We start from the raw sequence: 23,009 nt of genomic DNA on the forward strand, positions 1-23,009 counted from the left end.
ACCTCTTTCTCAATAGAGTTGAAAATTAAGCGTTGGTTTTAGCGATGATTTCATCGGCGATATTTTTAGGAGCCTCGGCGTATTTCTCGAACTCCATAGTAAAGGTCGCACGACCCTGGGTTGCACTGCGCAGATCGGTTGCGTAACCGAACATCTCCGACAGAGGCACTTCAGCGTTGACGACTTTGCCAGACACACTTTCGTCCATGCCCAGAATAATGCCGCGACGGCGATTCAAGTCGCCCACTACATCACCCATGTTTTCTTCCGGCGTCACCACTTCCACTTTCATCATTGGCTCGAGGAGTACCGCACCTCCATCTTGAGCCAATTTTTTGGTCGCCATAGAAGCAGCAACCTTAAACGCCATCTCATTGGAGTCGACGTCGTGGAAGGAGCCATCATAGAGGGTGGCCTTCAGGCCAAGCAGAGGATATCCAGCCAGGACACCGTTTTGCATCTGCTCCTCGATGCCTTTCTGAACCGCGGGAATGTATTCTTTGGGAACCACACCACCCACAATTTCATTCACAAACTCGAGACCTTCAGCGTTAGCGTCTTCGCCGGCTTCGAATCGAATCCAGACGTGACCATACTGCCCGCGACCACCAGATTGGCGAACAAACTTGCCTTCAATCTCGCAGTTGTTACGAATCGCTTCCCGATAGGCAACTTGCGGTTTACCGATATTGGCCTCGACGCTGAACTCGCGCTTCATCCGATCCACCAGGATATCCAGGTGCAACTCACCCATCCCGGAGATAATCGTCTGACCGGACTCTTCGTCAGTTTTAACACGGAAAGAGGGATCCTCTTGAGCTAACTTGCCCAGAGCTATACCCATTTTTTCCTGATCAGCTTTTGACCGGGGCTCCACCGCGACCGAAATAACCGGCTCAGGGAACTCCATACGCTCAAGCACAATGGCGTGATCCGGGGAGCACAAGGTATCACCGGTCGTCACGTCCTTCAGACCAATTGCGGCGGCGATATCGCCGGCCAACACTTCTTTGATCTCTTCCCGATTATTGGAGTGCATCTGCACCATTCGGCCGACACGCTCTTTTTTACCTTTTACCGAGTTCAATACCGCGGTACCACTCTCCAACTTACCGGAATACACCCGGAAAAAGGTCAACGTCCCAACAAAAGGATCGGTGGCAATCTTAAAGGCCAACGCCGCAAAAGGCGCATCGTCGTCTGCCTCGCGGGTCTCTACGGTTTCGTGTTTGTCATCGAGGGTCCCCTCGATGGCGCGCACTTCCGTGGGTGACGGCATGTACTCGATAACCGCATCCAACACCGCCTGCACGCCTTTGTTTTTAAAGGCCGAGCCACCGAACACGGGAATAATTTCATTGGCGAGAGTGCGAGCGCGGATACCCTGCTTGATTTCCTCTTCGCTGAGCTCACCTTCTTCAAGGTACTTTTCCATCAGCTCTTCAGAAGCCTCAGCAGCCGCCTCGACCATGTACTCACGCATTTCCTCGCAAGCATCTTGCAGGTCAGCGGGGATATCACCGTACTCGAAGGTGGTACCCATATCCTCTTCACTCCAGAGGATCGCCTTCATTTTGACCAGATCAACCACGCCCTTAAATTCATCTTCTGAGCCAATGGTCATCTGCATAGGCACAGCATTGGCGCCCAAGCGATCTCGCAGCTGCTGCACAACCCGCATAAAGTCGGCGCCAGCACGGTCCATCTTATTAACAAAGACCATGCGTGGAACTTCGTACTTGTTAGCCTGACGCCATACAGTTTCAGTCTGGGGCTGAACACCAGAAGAACCGCACAGTACGACTACGGCGCCATCCAACACACGCAGGGAGCGCTCTACTTCAATAGTGAAGTCAACGTGCCCAGGCGTGTCGATAATATTGATACGGTGCTGCGGAAACTGCTGTTGCATCCCCGCCCAAAAACAGGTGGTCGCCGCAGAAGTGATAGTGATACCACGCTCCTGCTCCTGCTCCATCCAGTCCATGGTTGCCGCACCGTCGTGAACCTCTCCGATTTTATGAGACAGGCCTGTATAGAACAGGACCCGCTCAGTAGTAGTGGTTTTCCCCGCGTCTACGTGGGCACAGATACCAATGTTCCGGTATCTGGCGATAGGTGTTTTACGAGCCACGATGAATTCCCCAATAAATTGGAAAGTGAGTGATTAGAAACGGAAGTGCGAGAAAGCCTTGTTGGCTTCGGCCATACGGTGCACATCTTCGCGTTTCTTAACAGCCGAGCCCTTGCCTTGAGAGGCATCGATGATCTCGCCTGCCAGGCGCTGGCGCATGGATTTCTCGCCGCGACCGCGGGAGTACTCCACCAACCAGCGCATTGCCAGCGCCATACGACGGCTAGGACGCACTTCTACAGGAACCTGATAGGTCGCACCACCAACCCGGCGCGACTTAACTTCCACCATCGGCGCAATATTTTCCAGCGCTTCGTCAAAGGCTTCGATGGGATCGACGTTTAAACGTTCCTGAACCAAGTCCAGAGCTCCATAGACAATGCGCTCTGCAACTGATTTTTTGCCGCTAACCATGACGTGGTTCATAAACTTGGCCAACGTCAGGTTGTTGAATTTAGGATCGGGCAGGATTTCCCGCTTGGCGGCGACGCGTCTTCTTGGCATGACAAAATGTCCTCTTCTTCAGGGTAATCCAGACACTGAACTGCGTAATCTGTCGACTCTGCGGCGCAGCGGTCCGGCCTTACTCAAGGTAAAAATAATTAATACGACTGAGCTAGTTCTTAGCCCTTGGGTCGCTTAGTGCCGTACTTGGAACGGCCCTGCTTACGGTTGTTTACACCAGATGTATCCAGGCTGCCGCGAACTGTGTGATAACGCACACCGGGCAAATCCTTAACACGACCACCGCGGATCAGCACAACGCTGTGTTCCTGCAGGTTGTGGCCTTCACCACCGATGTAAGATGAAACTTCGTAACCGTTCGTCAGGCGTACACGGCACACCTTACGCAAAGCCGAGTTAGGCTTTTTAGGCGTAGTGGTGTAAACACGCGTGCACACACCGCGACGCTGAGGACACGCCTGCAGAGCAGGTACGTCACTCTTGGCGGCCTTGCGCTTACGCGGCTGACGAACCAACTGGTTGATCGTTGCCATTAATGTGAACTCCAAATACTAAAGACCAACACCCTGGGTGTTGGCCAATTACCTGCCTGCAGAGCCGACAGGGGATAAGAAAAGCGGAGCGCGAATTCTAAAGACGCGCCCCGCTCCCGTCAAGTCGCAAACAAAGGGGATTACCCGTTGTCGCTCAAGGCCTCCGACAGAGCCGCTTCGACATCCTGAGCAGAAACCGAAGACTCCCGCTCCTCTTTCTTCAGGCGGCGCTGGCTGTGGTAGGCCAGACCGGTACCCGCAGGAATCAAGCGACCCACCACGACGTTTTCTTTCAAACCGCGCAGGTAGTCCCGCTTGCCAGTGACGGCCGCCTCGGTCAGTACCCGGGTGGTTTCCTGGAAAGAGGCTGCCGAAATGAAGGACTCGGTTGCCAGCGAGGCTTTGGTGATACCCAGCAGCTCGCGTTCGAAGCTGGCGGGGATCTTGTCTTCGGCGATCAGACGCTCGTTTTCTTCCAGCAGGCGAACGTATTCCACTTGCTCGCCCTTGATAAAGCTGGAGTCACCGGCGGTCAGAATGTTCACCTTGCGCAGCATCTGGCGGCAGATAACTTCGATATGCTTATCGTTAATCTTAACGCCCTGCAGACGGTAAACGTCCTGAATCTCGTTGACGATGTACTTGGCCAACTCCTCTACGCCTTTCAAGCGCAGAATATCGTGAGGGCTGAGCGGACCTTCAGATACAACCTCACCCTTCTCAACCTGCTCACCTTCAAAGACAGTCAGCTGGCGCCACTTGGGAATCAATACCTCGTAGTGGTCGCTACCATCTGCCAGCGGCTTGCCATCGGAAGGTGTGATCACCAGACGACGCTTGCCTTTGGTTTCCTTACCGAAGCTAACGGTACCGGAAATCTCGGCCAGGATAGCGGGCTCTTTGGGCTTACGGGCCTCAAAGAGGTCAGCAACCCGTGGCAGACCACCGGTGATGTCCCGTGTTTTCGAGCTTTCTTGCGGAATTTTGGCAACAATGTCACCGACCTTCACTTCCATACCGTCTTCGAGGCTGACGATTGCATAGTCAGGCAAGAAGTAGTGGGCGGGCACGTTGGTACCAGCCAGCGACAACTCATTGCCGTCGGCATCGACCAAGGTGACCGCCGGACGCATATCTTTACCGGCCGCCGGACGCTCAGATTGTTCCATCACCACGATGCTGGTCAGACCGGTTAACTCGTCGGCCTGACGCTTGATGGTGATGCCCTCTTCCATACCAGACAGCTTCACGTAACCCGCCACCTCGGTGACGATGGGGTGGGTGTGCGCGTCCCAGTTAGCAACGATATCACCGGCGGCAACCGTATCGCGGTCGGCGACTTTAATGATGGCACCGTAGGGCAGTTTATAGCGCTCCCGCTCACGACCACTGCTATCAGTCACGGCCAGTTCACCAGAGCGGCTTACCGCCACCAAGGTTTTGTCTTCGCGCTCGACGTACTTTAGGTTGTGCAGGCGTACACGACCTTCCTGCTTAACCTGGATACTGTCCTGGGCTGTTGCCCGGGATGCCGCACCACCGATGTGGAAGGTACGCATGGTCAGCTGGGTACCGGGCTCACCGATAGACTGTGCGGCGATAACACCGACGGACTCACCGCGGTTAACACGGTGGCCACGAGCCAGGTCACGGCCGTAACACATGGAGCAAACGCCGTGCTTGGTGTGGCAGGTAATGGGCGAGCGCACTTCGATCTCGTCAATACCCTGCTCTTCCAGCTCGACAACGCGTTTTTCGTCCAGCATTACACCAGCTTCAACGGCCACGTCATCGGTACCGGGGATAAGCACATCTTTAGCAACAATCCGGCCCAGAACGCGATCACCCAGAGTCTCGATAATGTCGCCACCTTCGATAACCGGGGTCATCAACAGACCTTCGTCGGCGCCACAATCGTCCTCAGTAATGACCAAGTCCTGTGCCACATCCACCAGACGGCGAGTCAGATAACCTGAGTTCGCGGTCTTCAGTGCGGTATCCGCCAGACCCTTACGAGCACCGTGGGTAGAGATAAAGTACTGCAGTACGTTCAAACCTTCGCGGAAGTTCGCGGTAATCGGCGTCTCGATGATGGAGCCATCGGGCTTGGCCATCAGGCCCCGCATACCGGCCAACTGACGAATCTGTGCCGGGGAGCCCCGGGCGCCGGAGTCGGCATAGATATATACCGAGTTAAAGGAGTCCTGCTCTTCCTCTTCGCCGTCGCGGTTAACGACTGTCTCTTTGGACAGGCCTTCCATCATCGACTTAGACACCAAGTCGTTGGCCCGTGACCAGATATCGATAACCTTGTTGTATTTTTCACCCTGAGTTACCAGACCAGAAGCATACTGCTTTTCGATCTCGACCACTTCGGCACCAGCGGCATCGACGATGCGCGCTTTTTCTTCGGGAATTTCGAAGTCGTTAACACCTATCGACGCACCTGAGCGAGTGGAGTACTCAAAACCGGTGTACATCAATTGGTCACCCAGGATAACCGTGGCCTTCAGACCGACATCCCGATAGCAAGCGTTAAGCAGTTTAGAGATAGCTTTCTTGGTCATCGCCTGGTTAACCAGCTCAAAGGGCAGGCCATCGGGCACGACTTGCCACAACACCACACGACCTACTGTGGTCTCAACAATGTGGTTCACTTCCTGGCGCACGCCTTCATCATCAAAGGTGACTTCGTTCAGGCGGCATTTAATACGGGCTTGAAGGTGGACTTTACCGCCAGCAAAGGCACGCTGTACTTCGCTGGGGCTAGAAAACACCATGTTCTCGCCGGGCGCATTAATGCGAGAGCGAGTCATCCAGTAGAGACCCAGTACAACGTCCTGAGACGGTACGATAATAGGCTCACCGTTAGCGGGCGACAGGATGTTGTTGGTGGACATCATCAATGCCCGGGCTTCCAACTGGGCTTCCAGGGTCAGTGGTACGTGGACCGCCATCTGGTCACCGTCAAAGTCAGCGTTGTAGGCAGCACATACCAGCGGGTGGAGCTGAATGGCTTTACCTTCGATCAACACCGGCTCAAAAGCCTGGATACCCAAACGGTGAAGGGTGGGCGCCCGGTTCAACATGACCGGGTGCTCGCGGATCACCTCGGCGAGAATATCCCACACTTCCGGCGGTTCCCGCTCGACCATTTTCTTGGCGGCTTTAATGGTAGTCGCCAAGCCGCGGGCTTCCAGCTTGCCAAAAATGAAGGGCTTGAATAACTCCAGCGCCATTTTCTTGGGCAGACCGCACTGATGCAGACGCAGAGTCGGACCAACAACGATAACGGAGCGGCCCGAGTAGTCGACCCGCTTACCCAGCAGGTTCTGACGGAAGCGACCCTGCTTACCTTTAATCATGTCCGCCAAAGATTTCAGCGGACGCTTGTTGGAGCCGGTGATTGCCCGACCGCGGCGACCGTTATCCAACAGGGCGTCTACAGACTCTTGCAGCATACGCTTTTCGTTGCGCACGATGATGTCTGGTGCACTGAGGTCCAGCAGCCGCTTGAGACGGTTATTCCGGTTGATGACCCGGCGGTACAAGTCATTCAGGTCGGAAGTCGCAAAGCGGCCACCGTCCAGGGGTACCAGAGGACGCAGATCCGGCGGCAGAACCGGCAGCACTTCCATTACCATCCACTCGGGTTTGTTGCCAGAGTCAGCCAGCGCCTCGAGCAGTTTCAAACGTTTGGACAGCTTCTTAATTTTGGTCTCAGAATTGGTCGCGGGCACTTCTTCACGCAGGCGGCCCACTTCTTCGTTGAGGTCGAGCTCTTTCAAAAGGTGCTGAATCGCTTCGGCGCCCATCTTGGCCACAAAGTCGTCGCCGAATTCTTCCATGGCGTCGAAGTATTGCTCGTCATTGAGCAGTTGGCCTTTTTCCAACGTGGTCATGCCGGGATCGGTGACAACGTAGGACTCGAAATACAAAATGCGCTCGATATCCCGCAGCGTCATGTCCAGCAGCAAACCAATACGGCTGGGCAGAGACTTCAGAAACCAGATGTGGGCAACCGGGCTCGCCAGTTCAATGTGGCCCATGCGCTCCCGACGCACTTTGGCCAGCGCCACTTCCACGCCGCACTTTTCGCAGATAACACCGCGATGCTTAAGGCGCTTGTATTTACCGCACAAGCACTCGTAGTCCTTCACTGGACCAAAAATCTTGGCGCAGAACAAACCGTCCCGCTCGGGTTTGAAGGTACGATAGTTGATGGTCTCAGGCTTTTTAACTTCGCCATAGGACCAGGAACGAATCAGTTCCGGCGACGCCAGGCCGATCCGGATAGAGTCGAATTCGTCGCTTTGTTGTCCCTGCTTTAACAGATTCAATAGATCTTTCAAGGCCGTTCCTCCGCAAGGGTTTCAGTCAGGTGCCGCAGCCGCGTAATGCGCGCCGGGCACCCCTTGCCAATTGGGTTGATGCTTATTCCGTGTCCAGCTCGATATTGATACCGAGGGAGCGGATCTCTTTAACCAGTACGTTGAAGGACTCGGGCATGCCCGGCTCCATACGCTGGTCGCCATCAACAATGTTCTTGTACATCTTGGTCCGACCGTTGACGTCGTCCGACTTAACGGTGAGCATTTCCTGCAGGGTGTAGGCGGCACCGTAGGCCTCCAGCGCCCATACTTCCATCTCACCGAAGCGCTGACCACCAAACTGCGCCTTACCACCCAGCGGCTGCTGAGTAACCAGGCTGTAGGAACCGGTGGAACGGGCGTGCATCTTGTCGTCCACCAGGTGGTTCAGCTTGAGCATGTACATGTAACCAACAGTGACCGGGCGATCAAATTCCATACCGGTACGGCCGTCATACAGGGCGAGCTGACCACTCTCTGGCAAATCAGCCAGTTTGAGTAGTTTTTTGATCTCGCTTTCGTTGGCACCGTCAAAGACTTGAGTGGCCATCGGTACGCCGCCTGTCAGGTTCTTGGCCAGGTCGAGCACCTCTTGATCCGAGAAGCTGTCCAGCTCTTCAATGCGACCGGCGCCGTCGTTGTAGATTTCCGCCAGGAACTTGCGAATATCGGCAACGGCCTTCTGTTGCTTAAGCATCTCGTCGATCTTTCCACCCAGCCCCTTCGCCGCCAGGCCAAGGTGGGTTTCCAGAATCTGACCGACGTTCATCCGCGACGGCACACCCAGTGGGTTGAGCACGATGTCCACGGGCTCACCCTTCTCATCAAAGGGCATATCCTCGATGGGCATGATGACCGAGATAACACCCTTGTTACCGTGGCGGCCTGCCATTTTGTCACCGGGCTGGATACGGCGCTTGATCGCCAGGTAAACCTTAACGATTTTCAGCACGCCGGGCGCAAGGTCGTCGCCAGTGGTCAGCTTGCGCTTCTTGTCTTCAAAGCGCTCTTCCAGGTCTTTCTGGTGAGCGGCAAGCTGCTTGTCAGCATCTTCCAGCGCCGCGTTAATAGACTCGTCAGAAAGACGCAGCTTGAACCAGTCGTCTTTCTTCAAGTTGTCCAGCAGCTCTGAAGTCAGCTCGTCGTTCTTTTTCAGGCCGGGACCGCTGAGGATCTTTTGACCTTGGAGCAGACTGCGCAGGCGAACAAACGTGGCCTCTTCGATGATGCGGTACTCCTCGTTGAGGTCCTTGCGGAACTCATCGAGCTGCATCTTTTCGATTTCCAGCGCGCGCTTGTCTTTCTCGAGACCATCCCGGGTAAAGACCTGCACGTCGATAACCGTACCCTTGGTGCTGGAGGGCACTCGCAGAGAAGTATCTTTTACGTCAGATGCCTTTTCACCGAAAATCGCACGCAGCAGTTTTTCTTCTGGCGTCAGCTGGGTTTCACCTTTCGGCGTCACCTTGCCCACCAGAATGTCGCCGGGACCCACTTCAGCGCCAATGTAGACGATACCGGACTCATCCAGGTTGGAGAGCGCGCCCTCGCCGACATTGGGAATATCCGCAGAAATTTCTTCGGGCCCGAGCTTGGTGTCCCGAGCAATACAGGTCAGCTCCTGGATGTGGATCGTGGTAAAACGATCTTCTTGAACAATCCGCTCGGACACCAGGATGGAGTCCTCGAAGTTGTAACCGTTCCAGGGCATAAAGGCGATGCGCATGTTCTGACCCAGCGCCAACTCGCCCAGATCCACTGACGGGCCATCAGCCAGAATATCGCCAGCCGTTACCGCATCACCTTCACCGACAATGGGCCGCTGATTGATGCAAGTGTTCTGGTTTGAACGGGTGTACTTGGTCAGGTTGTAAATATCCACGGGCGGTTGGCCAGGGGCAACCTGATCGGCGTCGACCCGGACAACGATGCGGGACGAGTCCACGCTGTCGATGACACCACCGCGGCGAGCCACAACACAAACCCCGGAGTCAGAGGCAACATAGCGCTCAAAACCGGTACCGACCAGAGGCTTATCGGCGCGTAGCGTTGGCACTGCCTGACGCTGCATGTTTGAACCCATCAGTGCCCGGTTCGCATCATCGTGCTCCAGGAAGGGGATCAGTGACGCGGCCACCGAAACCACCTGCTTGGGCGAGACATCCATATAGGTGACTTTTTCTGGCGGCATAACGGTAAATTCGTTCATGTGCCGCACGGCGACCATTTCGTCGGTCAGCTCGCCCTTGTCATTCACCGCTGCCGAAGCCTGTGCAATGACTTGCTCTGCTTCGTTAATGGCAGACAGGAACTCGATTTCGTCAGTAACCTGGCCGTCGATAACTTTGCGGTAGGGGCTCTCCAGGAAGCCGTACTCATTGGTACGAGCATAGGTCGCCAGAGAGTTGATCAGACCGATGTTCGGCCCTTCAGGTGTCTCGATAGGACAGACGCGACCGTAGTGAGTCGGGTGTACGTCCCGCACCTCGAAGCCGGCACGCTCCCGAGTCAGACCACCCGGCCCCAATGCCGATACACGACGCTTGTGGGTGATTTCCGACAATGGGTTGTTCTGGTCCATAAACTGAGACAGCTGGGAAGAACCAAAGAACTCCTTCACCGCAGCAGCAACAGGCTTGGCGTTGATCAAGTCCTGGGGCATCAGGCCTTCGCTCTCCGCCATGGACAAGCGCTCTTTTACCGCCCGCTCAACCCGCACCAGACCCACGCGGAACTGGTTTTCAGCCATTTCGCCCACGGAGCGAATGCGACGGTTACCCAAGTGGTCTATATCGTCGACAATGCCTTTACCGTTACGGATATCTACCAGAGTCTTCAGCACGGCAACGATATCGTCTTTATCCAGCGTGCCGGGACCGGTAATCTCTTCGCGGCCCAAACGACGGTTGAACTTCATACGACCAACCGCTGACAGGTCGTAACGCTCTGCCGAGAAGAACAGGTTCTGGAACAGGTTTTCCGCGGATTCTTTAGTCGGCGGCTCACCGGGGCGCATCATGCGGTAAATTTCGACCAAGGCTTCCAGCTCAGTGCTGGACGGGTCGCTGCGCAGGGTTTCGCTGATAAACGGGCCGCAATCCAGTTCGTTGGTGTACAGCGTTTCGATTTCGTTAATACCGGCCTGCTGGAAGGCTTCCAACATTTCAGCGGTAATCTCGGTGTTACAGGCAAACAGGACTTCGCCGGTCTTGGTGTCGACGATATCTTTGGCCAGCGAACGGCCAATCAGATACTCGGGCGGCACTTCCAGCTCAGTCAGGTTGGCCTTTTCAATTTGGCGGATATGGCGAGCCGTGATCCGGCGGCCGGTCTCAGCTATGACTTTGCCGTCAGCGCCGCAAATATCGAAGGTTGCCACCTCACCCCGGAGGCGTTCTGGGATCAGCTCAATGGAGAAGCTGCCGTCCTTAGTGACCTTAAAGGTGTTGACGTCAAAGAAGATGTCCAGGATTTCTTCAGAGGTCATGCCCAGGGCACGCAGCAAAATTGTCGCCGGCAACTTACGACGGCGGTCGATACGCACATAGACCAGGTCTTTGGGATCGAACTCAAAATCCAACCAAGAACCACGGTAAGGAATAACCCGGGCTGAATAGAGCAACTTGCCCGAGGAGTGAGTCTTACCGCGATCGTGATCGAAGAACACGCCGGGGCTGCGGTGCAGCTGGGAGACGATAACACGCTCGGTACCGTTGATAACGAAGGTACCGTTTTCAGTCATCAGGGGGATTTCCCCCATGTAGACTTCCTGCTCTTTGATATCTTTGATGCTCTTATTGGCTGACTCTTTATCATAGATAATCAGCCGTACTTTCACCCGCAGCGGAACTGAGTAAGTGACGCCCCGCAGCTGGCATTCGTTGACGTCAAACGCCGGTGCGCCCAGCACGTAGTCAACATACTCCAGCGCCGCATTGCCGGAGTAGCTCACGATGGGGAATATAGATTTAAAAGCCGCGTGCAGGCCGTGGTCGCCGCGATCCTTCGACGGAATGCCCTGCTGCGTAAATTTGGTATAGGAATCCAGCTGAATCGCTAGGAGATAAGGCACGTCCATGACGTGAGGCAATTTGCCAAAATCCTTACGGATACGTTTTTTCTCAGTGTATGAGTAAGCCATCAGTACTCCCCAGCATCATTACGTGATACCGCGCAATTGGCGCCGGCATCGTTAGCGCGGTGGTGCCCACCGCAGGTCAGAACCTCGACAATCCCGACCGAAATTCTCAAACAGCAAAAGGCCGGCGGGTAAAACCCACCAGCCTTGCTTGAGAGCGACCTGTAAACAGGTCGTTAAGCAACTTACTTGAGCTCGACAGAGGCGCCAGCTTCTTCCAGTTGCTTTTTAGCTTCTTCAGCGTCTTCTTTAGAAGCAGCTTCTTTAACAGTAGACGGAGCACCGTCAACCATTTCTTTCGCTTCTTTCAGACCCAGACCGGTCAGGGCACGAACGGCCTTGATGACGTTAACTTTCTTCTCACCAGCGCTGGTCAGAACAACGTCAAACTCGGTCTGCTCAGCGGCAGCTGCACCGGCGTCGCCAGCGGCAGCGGCAGGTGCTGCAGCAACGGCAGCTGCTGCAGTTACGCCGAACTTCTCTTCCATTGCTTCGATGAGCTCAACTACTTCCATTACGCTCATTTCGGCAATTGCATTCAAAATATCGTCTTTAGACAGAGCCATGTTTAACTCCCTACTGTGTCAATGTGAAAACTAAAACCGCTACCCTTAGGCAGCTTCTTTCTGATCGCGAACTGCAGCCAGCGTACGAACCAATTTGCCAGGTACCTCGTTCATGGTCTGTACCAGCTTGGTTGTCGGCGCCTTCATTACACTCATCAGCATAGAGAGTGCTTGATCGCGCGTCGGCAACTTAGCCAATACATCCAGTTGCTCGGGACCCAGTAATTGGCCACTTACTGCCAGTGCTTTTACTTCAAACTCGTCATTTTCCTTGGCGAAATCTTTAAAGATTCGCGCCGCTGCGCCGGGATCTTCCATCGAGAATGCCAACAGCGAGGGGCCTTTAAAGGCTTCCTCGGCACACTCGTAGTCCGTTCCCTTCAGCGCGAGCTTGGCCAAGGTGTTGCGCACAACGCGCATGTCCACCTGGGCTTCCCGCGCTGCCTTGCGCAGCTCGGTCATTTCACTTACCGTGCACCCACGGGCGTCGGCAATGACCAATGACAATGCACTCGCAGCAGTCTCGTTAACGTCAGCGACAATCGCTTTTTTGTCGTCGAGTCTTAATGCCACTTGGATTACTCCTGGATTTGTCAGTTACTTACCGTGGACTGGCAACCGAAGCTGCCAACCGTTATTGTGGTGAACAAATCCGATCCACCATCTGCGTAGGTCGGTGCCGGTAAAGCCGCGTCGCGGCACACCAATTAAGGGGCTCAGCCTTTTCAGACCTCCTCCCACCTACGGTCTTTGATGGTCTTTGTCGTTTGACACAGTAGGCCACTGTCAAAGACCACAAAGTCTTGCCACCGACAAGCAGACTCATCGGCGGCGAACCGGCCCGCTAAGGCCAGCCCTCCGTTATTACTTCTATTACTTAGCGACTGCCAGGCTGCTCTGATCGATCACCAGACCCGGCCCCATGGTAGAGGACAGGGTGATTTTCTTCAGATATACGCCTTTGGCAGAAGCCGGCTTCGCCTTTTTCAAGTCTGCCAGCAGCGCTTCCAGGTTTTCCTGCAGCGCGTTGGCTTCGAACTTGATGCTGCCAATAGCGCCGTGGATGATACCGTTTTTGTCTGTACGGTAGCGCACCTGACCCGCCTTGGCATTTTGTACCGCAGTCTCAACGTCTGGGGTTACAGTACCGGTCTTGGGGTTTGGCATCAGACCACGGGGACCCAAAACCTGACCCAGCTGACCAACAACGCGCATCGCATCAGGAGAGGCAACTACGACGTCAAAGTCCATCATGCCGCCTTTGACTTGCTCGGCCAAATCTTCCATACCGACAAAGTCAGCACCAGCTGCTTTTGCCTTCTCAGCGTTTTCACCCTGGGTGAAAACCGCCACGCGAACGTCTTTACCAGTGCCGTGGGGCAAGGTGGTGGCACCGCGGACAGCCTGGTCGGATTTACGTGCGTCTACACCGAGATTGATAGACACATCCACAGCTTCTGAAAACTTAACCGTGGACACTTCTTTCAGAAGTGAAACAGCCTCTTCAACTGAGTACTGTTTACCGGGCTGCAGTTTTTCCTGGATCGCTTTTTGGCGCTTAGTCAACTTAGCCATTTATACGCCCTCCACTTCGATACCTGCAGCACGAGCGCTACCGGCAATTGTACGAACCGCGGCATCCATATCGGCTGCGGTCAAATCTGGCATCTTCAGGGTCGCGATCTCTTCCAACTGCTCCCGAGTTACCTTGCCCACTTTCTTGGTGTTGGGGGTACCAGAACCACTCTTGATGCCCGCCGCCTTTTTGAGCAGGAAGGAAGCCGGAGGGGTCTTGGTGGTAAAGGTAAAGCTGCGATCAGAGTACACGGTGATGACAACCGGGATCGGCATGCCATTTTCCATGCTCTGTGTTTCAGCGTTAAACGCTTTACAGAATTCCATGATGTTCACACCATGCTGACCCAGCGCAGGGCCGACAGGGGGGCTGGGGTTGGCGCCGCCAGCGGGCACCTGAAGCTTAATGTAAGCTTGGATTTTCTTTGCCATTTTTGACTCCTTGTGGGTAATAACGCCTCAGGACCATCGGCCCATCATCGGCTCCCCGTTTTGTTTCGCTCCATCTCAGTAGCAACCTACCGTTGCCACCTCCTTAGAGCGCCTTAGGTTTTTTCCACTTGGCTGAAATCCAATTCAACCGGCGTGGAGCGACCAAAAATCAGTACCGCCACATGCAGACGGCTCTTCTCGTAGTTGACCTCTTCGACAACACCATTAAAGTCATTGAAGGGGCCATCGATAACCCGAACCATTTCGCCGGGTTCAAACAACGTCTTGGGCTTGGGCTTATCGCCACTTTCAACCCGCTGCAGAATCGCATCCGCTTCTTTTTCTGTGATCGGCGCCGGCTTGTCAGCTTTACCGCCAATAAAGCCCATTACTCGGGGCGTTTCCTTCACCAAGTGCCAGGTATCGTCGTCCAGCTCCATCTGAATCAACACATAACCCGGAAAGAACTTCCGCTCACTTTTGCGCTTTTGACCAGCACGCATCTCCACCACTTCTTCGGTGGGTACCAGGACTTCACCAAAGCGGTCGGAGAAGCCTGACAGCTCAATACGCTCTTTCAGCGCATTGGCCACTTTCTTTTCATAGCCGGAATAGGCGTGAACAACATACCAACGCTTTGCCATAACCTACCCCTCAGCCTATTACCATGGATGCCAACCAGCCCAACAGGCTGTCTAGCCCCCACAAAATCAGCGCCGCCACAATAACAAACGCCACCACAATCAGGGTTGTCTGCGTCCCTTCTTGGCGAGTTGGCCACACCACCTTGCGAATCTCGTTGCGCGCCCCTTTTACCAGCTCAACAAAGGCGGCACCGCGGGCAGTCTGCGCTGCGACAAACCCTGCCACGAGCGCCAACACCAACAGGGCAATCACGCGGTAAAGCAGCGATTCCTCAGAGAAATAGATGTTGCCGCCGACGCCGCCAGCAACCACTAGGGCAACAAGCGCCCACTTAAGGCCATCTAGTCGGCTTTCGCCTTCTGCATTTGCAGCCATGTGCAGACATTTTCCTTTTTTACCAAGCGCAAAACACCACTTCGCCGTAACGAAGCGGTGTCCGCGTAAGTGGCAGGCCAGGAGGGACTCGAACCCCCAACAGCCGGTTTTGGAGACCGGTGCTCTACCAATTGAACTACTGGCCTTCAGCAGCCGGGATTTCTCCCGGCCTTAACACTTAACCGCCGATCTTACTCGACGATTTTAGACACGACGCCGGCGCCGACAGTACGACCGCCTTCGCGAACCGCGAAGCGCAGGCCTTCTTCCATCGCGATGGGAGCGATCAGCGTCACGTCCATCTTGATGTTGTCGCCAGGCATAACCATTTCTGTGCCTTCAGGCAGCTCAACAGCACCAGTAACGTCAGTAGTACGGAAGTAGAACTGAGGACGGTAGCCTTTGAAGAACGGCGTGTGACGACCACCCTCTTCTTTGGACAGCACGTAAACTTCGCCTTCGAAGCGAGTGTGTGGAGTGATGGTGCCGGGCTTCGCCAGAACCTGACCACGCTCAACTTCGTCACGCTTGGTACCACGCAGCAGCACACCGACGTTCTCACCGGCACGGCCTTCGTCCAACATCTTGCGGAACATCTCAACACCAGTACAGGTGGTCTTGGTGGTGTCTTTGATACCCACGATTTCGATTTCGTCGCCAGTGTTCAGGATGCCACGCTCGATACGGCCAGTCACAACAGTACCGCGACCAGAGATCGAGAACACGTCTTCGATCGGCATCAGGAAAGGCTGATCAATCGCACGCTCGGGCTCGGGGATGTACTCGTCCAGAGCCTTAACCAGCTTGGACACAGCAGTGGTACCCAGCTCGTTGTCGTCTTCGCCGTTCAGGGCCATCAGGGCAGAACCGGCAATGATCGGCGTGTCGTCACCGGGGAACTCGTAGGTATCCAGCAGTTCGCGGATTTCCATTTCTACCAGTTCCAGCATTTCGTTGTATTCTTCGGTGCCTACGCCGCCGCAGTCTTCAGCCAGCAGGTCAGCCTTGTTCAGGAATACCACGATGTAAGGTACACCTACCTGACGAGACAGCAGGATGTGCTCACGCGTCTGAGGCATTGGGCCATCAGTGGCGCCACATACCAGGATCGCGCCGTCCATCTGGGCCGCACCGGTGATCATGTTTTTCACGTAGTCGGCGTGTCCGGGGCAGTCGACGTGAGCGTAGTGACGAATGTCAGAATCGTACTCAACGTGAGAGGTGGCGATAGTGATACCGCGCTCACGCTCTTCCGGGGCGTTATCGATGCCGTCAAACGCCACAGCCTGACCACCGAATACTTCTGCGCAGACACGGGTCAGCGCCGCTGTCAGGGTGGTTTTACCGTGGTCAACGTGACCAATGGTGCCCACGTTTACGTGGGGCTTACTGCGTTCAAATTTTTCCTTTGCCATGTCGACAGTCTCCTAGCGGACCCTAAACTCTAACAAGCCACATCACACCGCTCGAACAACGAACGAGCTACCCAGCAACCGACTTTCGCCAAGCCACCAAAAGGCGACAAAAGTCCATAGACCTCTGCCGCCGATAAAAAGAGATGGAGCTCATAACCGGACTTGAACCGGTGACCTCTTCCTTACCAAGGAAGTGCTCTACCGACTGAGCTATATGAGCACCGCAAACCTTCTCTTTATGTAATTCACTCTCAGCTTTCGCCGAATCCTCAGCCTACACACTGGCTCTCAGCCGGTATAAACTGGAGCGGGTAGCGGGAATCGAACCCGCATCATCAGCTTGGAAGGCTGAGGTTCTACCATTGAACTATACCCGCGACTCACGCTTTCGCTGGTACTTCACATCCCTGCTTATACAGCCTTGCTGCAGAGAATAAATGGTGGTGGGGGGTGGATTCGAACCACCGAAGCTTTCGCGTCAGATTTACAGTCTGATCCCTTTGGCCACTCGGGAACCCCACCACGAAAAAGCGGACTATTCTGCTTATAGCGCCTAGCCATGTCAACCAAAGCTGACTCAAGCTATTAAAAAGGCTAGAAAAAGCAGAATATGGAGCTGGCGAGAGGAGTCGAACCCCCGACCGGCTGATTACAAGTCAGCTGCTCTACCAACTGAGCTACGCCAGCACTATTCTTTCGTCGCTTTCAAACGAGGCCGGCATTCTAGTCGAACTCTTTATAAGACGCAATCAGATTGCAGTTTTTTTTCGACAGACGCCCATCGCCTTCAGACATTTTCTTCAAGTAATTGATTTTCTGGGAAAAAGAGGTGGTCCCAGGCTCACCCTCGGCCAACAACCAGCGACGCTCCACGGCGTCGCCAACCGCTCGAACCTGAGCGTCGTAACCCTTTCGTTTCATAACTTCCATATGGGCTTCGGCTCGGTCCTTATTACTAAACACACCCAGCGAGACCGCGCCCTCAAGGGTGCCGGAGGACACAGCGTAGCTATCCTCCCCCTGCGCTTGAAGGGCACGGTGCATATCAAGCGCTTCTTGTTGACTATCAAAGGGCCCCAAAAACACCCAGTAGTCGGCATCCTCGATAACCGAGTCCTGCACTTTCTTTACGCCATACTGGGCGGCCAACTCACTTTCGCTGTCGGAAAGCGGGCCAAACAACCAGCATTCCAGCTTTACCGGTCCAGACGCCGCTTCATCGGCGTTATCCAATTCAGACAGTAAAGCCACATTCCCCTTGGCGAGATTCTCCAAGGCTTCTGGAGCACCAATGGCATCCAGGCGGCCAAACCCCGTTTCCGAGCGCTGCCATATAAAAAACACGGCATTCAATATCAGTAATAGCAGCAAAAACCAGCGCATTACCTTTCCCCTGATGCCCTAACCACCGGCGCCAATCCGTCCAGCACCAACTCTTCAACGTATTCCCACTCCGTCGACTCGCTGCGCCCCAGCTCCCAGAGCCCACGGCCATCGCCACCAGTAACCATAACTACGGGAGACCCTCTTAGCTCGGCTTGTGCCTCGCTGACAGCCTGCTTGATAGCGCCGAGCTGCGCCAGAGTGCATCCATTTGCCACGCAGGCGCCGGTATTCCGGCCCGGCGACAAGTCACCTGTAGAGGAAACTTCCACCTTGACCCGATCCGTAGCCAGCCCCAATGAACGCACCATCAAAGGCGCACCAGGCAGAATATAGCCGCCAAGGTGCTGTCCATCACCGGCCACGATATCAATGGTTAAAGCCGTACCAGCGTCCACCACCACAACCGACCGCTGACCTGCCCGATAATAGGCCGCCACCATAGCTAGCCAGCGATCGACCCCCATTCGCGACACATCCGTATAGCTGTTCTGTACGCGACCACAGCGCCGTTGGCTAATGGCAAAGCTGGCTGTAACCCCCTGGGCGGCCAATTCATCACGCAAGGTACGATTGAACTGCTCTCCCGCGACTGACCCCACCCAGGCCTCTGTCACGCCCCCAAATGGCAGATCCGCTACGCTTTTATTGGGAACACGACCGCCAGATATACGTCGCTCGCCCTCGCACAATCGCCACTTCAGCGCGGTGTTGCCAACATCTAACTCCAGGTGGGCCATATTAACGCCCAGCCCTCAAGCTGACTTCGCCGCCGTAAAACGTGCGGTTCACTCCATCGACATCCAGCACCAAGCCGCCACCAGCATCGACACCCCGCGCAATACCATTCACCCATTCCTCCCCCAACTGAATAGCCACTGGCGCGTCTTTATAGGCGTCGAGGGCAAGCCACTCATCCTTATGGACCCCGAAGCCGCCCCCAGCAAATTCTCGATATACCGCAGCCAGCTCCACCAGCAACTTCGCCAGCAGCTTATTTCGTTCGGGCTCGACTTCCGCCACCGACCGCAGATCGATCCACGGCCGCTCGATAGAACCGGTCTGACAGCCCCTTAAATCGACATTGAGGCCAATACCCACCAATACCTGACACAAGCCGGCGGGATCGCCCTGCATTTCCAGCAATATGCCCGCCAGCTTTTTATCACCAGCAAGGACGTCGTTCGGCCACTTCAAGGCCAGCCCGTCGATGCCATAGCGACGCAAGGCCCGAGCCACGGCAACAGCCACGGACAAACTCAAGCCCTCCAACGCAGCCGCGCCATTGGTGAACTCCCATATGGTAGTAAGGTAAAGACTGCGCGCGAAAGGAGACAGCCATTGACGTCCACGTCGGCCCCGACCCGCTGACTGATGCTCGGCAACAAAACTGGCGCCGTGACCACTCCCGTTCTCCAAAGCCTGGGACGCCAAACTATTAGTGGAATCCACAGAAGGGACGATAGTGAGCTGATCGGCAAGACCGGCTGCACCTTGCGGTAACGCGGCCTTCACCGCACTGGGGTCCAGCAGATTCAACCCACCTGGCACACAGTATCCCCGCCCTTTGATGGATTCCAGAGGCACATCAACCGCCTCCAACTTCTGCAACTGTTTCCATACCGCCGCCCGGCTAATGCCCAGCGCCGCGCCGATTTCTTCGCCGGAATGAAACTGGCCGTCCGCCAGAATGTCCAGCAATGCCCGATTAATCAAACTGCGCCTCCGTAACCACTGAGCGGATAATAGCAAAGGCAGTGACTGCCACCTAGCAATCCTCTGCTCCTTCATTTTCGACAGATAAAAAAACCCGAGGCTCTCATGAACCTCGGGTCTTTAATTAAAGGGGGCCGCCATCGGACTGGCGAGGGCCCAGCCCGCGAGCATTAGCGAGTGCTTTGGCTGTGACCTACATTGATGGCGATCAGCGATCGCCACCCCTGCGGGGCGCCTACGCTGCGCTGCGGCGTCCAAAGCTGGTTCCTGCGGAACATCGATTCCGGGGTCCCGCACGACTCACATGGACCCGATATGTAGTGGCAGAAGATCCTCGCATCCTAAATAAAAAACCCCGGACAGCAATGCTGACCGGGGTGTCAGTGTGGCCCATGACTAAAAGGAGTGCTTTGGCCATTTATTTAAAAGCCTGGCGACAGCGTGGCCCGCGAGCGCAGCGAGTGCTTTGGCCATGACCGTAGGTCAGAGCCTAGTGGATACCACTTCCAGCGGCCATAAAAAAACCCGAGGCTCAGATGAACCTCGGGTTTTTAATTAAAGCCTGGCGATGACCTACTCTCACATGGGGAAACCCCACACTACCATCGGCGATGACGCGTTTCACTTCTGAGTTCGGGATGGATCAGGTGGTTCCACGTCTCTATGGTCGCCAGGCAAACTGGCTTGGCGTGTCGATGGGTCTTACAGTCGAGTGACTGGCCGCAAACACAACCAAATAGGGCGGTAATTAAGCTGATTGAACACTCTGTTTTCTCTTGCCTGTCCTCTCGGATCGGCGTGCAACATCCGTCGCAGTTTCTTGTGATATCCATAAAGGCTAAACCACTTGATTATATGGTCAAGCCTCACGAGCAATTAGTACTGGTTAGCTCAACGCCTCACAACGCTTACACACCCAGCCTATCAACGTCCTAGTCTTGAACGGCTCTTTAGGGGACTCAAGGTCCCAGGGAGATCTTATCTTGGAAGAGGCTTCCCGCTTAGATGCTTTCAGCGGTTATCCCGTCCGAACGTAGCTACCGGGCAATGCCACTGGCGTGACAACCCGAACACCAGAGGTTCGTCCACTCCGGTCCTCTCGTACTAGGAGCAGCTTTCCTCAAATCTCCAACGCCCACGGCAGATAGGGACCGAACTGTCTCACGACGTTCTGAACCCAGCTCGCGTACCACTTTAAATGGCGAACAGCCATACCCTTGGGACCGGCTTCAGCCCCAGGATGTGATGAGCCGACATCGAGGTGCCAAACACCGCCGTCGATGTGAACTCTTGGGCGGTATCAGCCTGTTATCCCCGGAGTACCTTTTATCCGTTGAGCGATGGCCCTTCCATACAGAACCACCGGATCACTATGACCTACTTTCGTACCTGCTCGACTTGTCAGTCTCGCAGTTAAGCGCGCTTGTGCCATTACACTAACCTCATGATTTCCGACCATGATTAGCGCACCTTCGTGCTCCTCCGTTACGCTTTGGGAGGAGACCGCCCCAGTCAAACTACCCACCACACAATGTCCTCGATCCAGATAATGGACCAGAGTTAGAACCCCAATAGTACCAGGCTGGTATTTCAAGGTCGGCTCCACTGCAGCTGGCGCCACAGTTTCAAAGCCTCCCAGCTATCCTACACAAGTAATATCAGAGTCCACTGTGAAGCTATAGTAAAGGTTCACGGGGTCTTTCCGTCTAGCCGCGGGTACACTGCATCTTAACAGCGATTTCAATTTCACTGAGTCTCGGGTGGAGACAGCGTGGCCATCGTTACGCCATTCGTGCAGGTCGGAACTTACCCGACAAGGAATTTCGCTACCTTAGGACCGTTATAGTTACGGCCGCCGTTTACCGGGGCTTCGATCAAGAGCTTCGCCGAAGCTAACCCCATCAATTAACCTTCCGGCACCGGGCAGGCGTCACACCCTATACGTCCTCTTTCGAGTTTGCAGAGTGCTATGTTTTTGATAAACAGTCGCAGCCACCTGGTCACTTCGGCCAACCTAGGCTTAGGGAGCAAGTCCCATCACCCAAGCCGGCGTACCTTCTCCCGAAGTTACGGTACCATTTTGCCTAGTTCCTTCACCCGAGTTCTCTCAAGCGCCTTGGTATTCTCTACCTGACCACCTGTGTCGGTTTGGGGTACGGTTCGTTATTACCTGAAGCTTAGAAGATTTTCTTGGAAGCATGGCATCAACGACTTCGTCCAAAAGAGGACTCGTCATCAGCTCTCAGCCTTAGGGGACCGGATTTGCCTAATCCCCCAGCCTACAACCTTAAACGCGGACAACCAACGCCGCGATCGCCTAGCCTACTCCGTCTCTCCATCGCAGTAATAACAAGTACGGGAATATTAACCCGTTTCCCATCGATTACGCTTTTCAGCCTCACCTTAGGGGCCGACTAACCCTGCCCTGATTAGCATGGGGCAGGAAACCTTGGTCTTCCGGCGAGGGGGTTTTTCACCCCCTTTATCGTTACTCATGTCAGCATTCGCACTTCTGATACCTCCAGCAAGCCTCTCGACTCACCTTCGCAGGCGTACAGAACGCTCCTCTACCATGCACATAGTGCATCCGCAGCTTCGGTTGCTAATTTAGCCCCGTTACATCTTCCGCGCAGGCCGACTCGACTAGTGAGCTATTACGCTTTCTTTAAAGGATGGCTGCTTCTAAGCCAACCTCCTAGCTGTCTAAGCCTTCCCACATCGTTTCCCACTTAACTAGCATTTGGGACCTTAGCTGGCGGTCTGGGTTGTTTCCCTTTCCACGACGGACGTTAGCACCCGCCGTGTGTCTGCCATGATTGTACTCCTGGGTATTCGGAGTTTGCATGGGTTTGGTAAGTCGGGATGACCCCCTAGCCCAAACAGTGCTCTACCCCCCAGGGTAAGACATGACGCTCTACCTAAATAGATTTCGAGGAGAACCAGCTATCTCCCGGTTTGATTAGCCTTTCACTCCGATCCACAGCTCATCCCCAAATTTTTCAACATTTGTGGGTTCGGTCCTCCAATGCCTGTTACGGCATCTTCAACCTGGCCATGGATAGATCACCGGGGTTCGGGTCTAATGCCTGCAACTAATTCGCCCTATTAAGACTCGGTTTCCCTACGCCTCCCCTAAACGGTTAAGCTCGCTACAAACATTAAGTCGCTGACCCATTATACAAAAGGTACGCAGTCACAGAACAAGTCTGCTCCTACTGCTTGTACGCATACGGTTTCAGGTTCTATTTCACTCCCCTCTCCG

At 54.8% G+C, this 23,009-nt stretch carries 15 protein-coding genes, 5 tRNA genes and 2 rRNA genes (1 of these 22 cut by a window edge); all 22 read right to left on the minus strand.

The genetic code is table 11. The annotated features are described in order from the left end of the window. Positions 1 to 25: 25 nt before the first annotated feature. On the minus strand, positions 26 to 2,134 hold the full coding sequence (gene fusA, locus I6N98_RS14385) for an elongation factor G (protein WP_198569038.1): 2,109 nt from the start codon (positions 2,132 to 2,134) through the stop codon (positions 26 to 28). A 33-nt stretch (positions 2,135 to 2,167) separates the two neighbouring features. Beyond that, complete coding sequence (gene rpsG / locus I6N98_RS14390) at positions 2,168 to 2,638, minus strand: 30S ribosomal protein S7 (protein WP_198569039.1); 471 nt, start codon at positions 2,636 to 2,638, stop codon at positions 2,168 to 2,170. A gap of 119 nt (positions 2,639 to 2,757) precedes the next feature. Beyond that, positions 2,758 to 3,132 carry a 30S ribosomal protein S12 gene (gene rpsL, locus I6N98_RS14395; protein WP_198569040.1) on the minus strand — a complete coding sequence of 125 codons (375 nt, stop codon included), beginning with the start codon at positions 3,130 to 3,132 and terminating at the stop codon, positions 2,758 to 2,760. Between the two features lie 140 nt (positions 3,133 to 3,272). Beyond that, positions 3,273 to 7,484, minus strand: coding sequence for a DNA-directed RNA polymerase subunit beta' (rpoC, locus tag I6N98_RS14400; RefSeq protein WP_198569041.1), 4,212 nt, complete (start codon positions 7,482 to 7,484; stop codon positions 3,273 to 3,275). 82 nt (positions 7,485 to 7,566) lie between these two features. After that, on the minus strand, positions 7,567 to 11,643 hold the full coding sequence (gene rpoB / locus I6N98_RS14405; RefSeq protein WP_198569042.1) for a DNA-directed RNA polymerase subunit beta: 4,077 nt from the start codon (positions 11,641 to 11,643) through the stop codon (positions 7,567 to 7,569). 182 nt (positions 11,644 to 11,825) lie between these two features. Continuing rightward, positions 11,826 to 12,206: a 50S ribosomal protein L7/L12 gene (gene rplL / locus I6N98_RS14410; RefSeq protein ID WP_198569043.1), complete on the minus strand. Its 381-nt coding sequence runs from the start codon at positions 12,204 to 12,206 to the stop codon at positions 11,826 to 11,828. 45 nt (positions 12,207 to 12,251) lie between these two features. Next, a complete protein-coding gene (gene rplJ, locus I6N98_RS14415; RefSeq protein WP_198569044.1) occupies positions 12,252 to 12,779 on the minus strand; it encodes a 50S ribosomal protein L10 in 528 nt (175 codons plus the stop codon). Between the two features lie 300 nt (positions 12,780 to 13,079). After that, positions 13,080 to 13,781 (minus strand): 50S ribosomal protein L1, encoded by a 702-nt coding sequence (gene rplA / locus I6N98_RS14420; protein ID WP_198569045.1) that lies wholly within the window; start codon positions 13,779 to 13,781, stop codon positions 13,080 to 13,082. Next, positions 13,782 to 14,213, minus strand: coding sequence for a 50S ribosomal protein L11 (rplK, locus tag I6N98_RS14425; RefSeq protein ID WP_198569046.1), 432 nt, complete (start codon positions 14,211 to 14,213; stop codon positions 13,782 to 13,784). A 113-nt stretch (positions 14,214 to 14,326) separates the two neighbouring features. Continuing rightward, positions 14,327 to 14,857 carry a transcription termination/antitermination protein NusG gene (nusG, locus tag I6N98_RS14430; protein ID WP_198569047.1) on the minus strand — a complete coding sequence of 177 codons (531 nt, stop codon included), beginning with the start codon at positions 14,855 to 14,857 and terminating at the stop codon, positions 14,327 to 14,329. A gap of 10 nt (positions 14,858 to 14,867) precedes the next feature. Further along, entirely contained in the window at positions 14,868 to 15,233 is a 366-nt protein-coding gene (secE, locus tag I6N98_RS14435; protein WP_198569048.1) for a preprotein translocase subunit SecE, read from the minus strand. Between the two features lie 70 nt (positions 15,234 to 15,303). After that, positions 15,304 to 15,379, minus strand: a tRNA-Trp gene (locus I6N98_RS14440). A gap of 45 nt (positions 15,380 to 15,424) precedes the next feature. Then, positions 15,425 to 16,648, minus strand: a complete 1,224-nt coding sequence (tuf, locus tag I6N98_RS14445; protein ID WP_198569037.1) for an elongation factor Tu — start codon at positions 16,646 to 16,648, stop codon at positions 15,425 to 15,427. A 144-nt stretch (positions 16,649 to 16,792) separates the two neighbouring features. Then, positions 16,793 to 16,868: transfer RNA gene (locus I6N98_RS14450), tRNA-Thr, on the minus strand. A gap of 83 nt (positions 16,869 to 16,951) precedes the next feature. Then, positions 16,952 to 17,025, minus strand: a tRNA-Gly gene (locus tag I6N98_RS14455). A gap of 61 nt (positions 17,026 to 17,086) precedes the next feature. Then, positions 17,087 to 17,170: transfer RNA gene (locus I6N98_RS14460), tRNA-Tyr, on the minus strand. Between the two features lie 89 nt (positions 17,171 to 17,259). Beyond that, positions 17,260 to 17,335: transfer RNA gene (locus I6N98_RS14465), tRNA-Thr, on the minus strand. Between the two features lie 36 nt (positions 17,336 to 17,371). Next, positions 17,372 to 18,031, minus strand: coding sequence for an SPOR domain-containing protein (locus tag I6N98_RS14470; RefSeq protein WP_198569049.1), 660 nt, complete (start codon positions 18,029 to 18,031; stop codon positions 17,372 to 17,374). Further along, positions 18,031 to 18,771 carry a type III pantothenate kinase gene (locus tag I6N98_RS14475; RefSeq protein ID WP_198569050.1) on the minus strand — a complete coding sequence of 247 codons (741 nt, stop codon included), beginning with the start codon at positions 18,769 to 18,771 and terminating at the stop codon, positions 18,031 to 18,033. The genes I6N98_RS14470 and I6N98_RS14475 overlap by 1 nt, the downstream gene beginning before the upstream one ends. A 1-nt stretch (position 18,772) precedes the next feature. Then, entirely contained in the window at positions 18,773 to 19,747 is a 975-nt protein-coding gene (gene birA / locus I6N98_RS14480; RefSeq protein ID WP_198569051.1) for a bifunctional biotin--[acetyl-CoA-carboxylase] ligase/biotin operon repressor BirA, read from the minus strand. A 560-nt stretch (positions 19,748 to 20,307) separates the two neighbouring features. Then, positions 20,308 to 20,422 (minus strand): 5S ribosomal RNA (rrf, locus tag I6N98_RS14485). A 180-nt stretch (positions 20,423 to 20,602) separates the two neighbouring features. Then, a 23S ribosomal RNA gene (locus tag I6N98_RS14490) occupies positions 20,603 to 23,009 on the minus strand (it continues 473 nt past the right edge of the window).

The organism is Spongiibacter nanhainus, assembly GCF_016132545.1.
Taxonomy (GTDB): domain Bacteria; phylum Pseudomonadota; class Gammaproteobacteria; order Pseudomonadales; family Spongiibacteraceae; genus Spongiibacter; species Spongiibacter nanhainus.

What these genes read in the sequence shown, in the direction of transcription:
- rpsG (WP_198569039.1), bottom strand. Translation starts at nt 2,638, where the DNA reads ATGCCAAGAAGACGCGTCGCCGCCAAGCGGGAAATCCTGCCCGATCCT.
- rpsL (WP_198569040.1), bottom strand. Translation starts at nt 3,132, where the DNA reads ATGGCAACGATCAACCAGTTGGTTCGTCAGCCGCGTAAGCGCAAGGCC.
- rpoB (WP_198569042.1), bottom strand. Translation starts at nt 11,643, where the DNA reads ATGGCTTACTCATACACTGAGAAAAAACGTATCCGTAAGGATTTTGGC.
- rplL (WP_198569043.1), bottom strand. Translation starts at nt 12,206, where the DNA reads ATGGCTCTGTCTAAAGACGATATTTTGAATGCAATTGCCGAAATGAGC.
- rplA (WP_198569045.1), bottom strand. Translation starts at nt 13,781, where the DNA reads ATGGCTAAGTTGACTAAGCGCCAAAAAGCGATCCAGGAAAAACTGCAG.
- rplK (WP_198569046.1), bottom strand. Translation starts at nt 14,213, where the DNA reads ATGGCAAAGAAAATCCAAGCTTACATTAAGCTTCAGGTGCCCGCTGGC.
- nusG (WP_198569047.1), bottom strand. Translation starts at nt 14,857, where the DNA reads ATGGCAAAGCGTTGGTATGTTGTTCACGCCTATTCCGGCTATGAAAAG.
- secE (WP_198569048.1), bottom strand. Translation starts at nt 15,233, where the DNA reads ATGGCTGCAAATGCAGAAGGCGAAAGCCGACTAGATGGCCTTAAGTGG.
- tuf (WP_198569037.1), bottom strand. Translation starts at nt 16,648, where the DNA reads ATGGCAAAGGAAAAATTTGAACGCAGTAAGCCCCACGTAAACGTGGGC.
- I6N98_RS14470 (WP_198569049.1), bottom strand. Translation starts at nt 18,031, where the DNA reads ATGCGCTGGTTTTTGCTGCTATTACTGATATTGAATGCCGTGTTTTTT.
- I6N98_RS14475 (WP_198569050.1), bottom strand. Translation starts at nt 18,771, where the DNA reads ATGGCCCACCTGGAGTTAGATGTTGGCAACACCGCGCTGAAGTGGCGA.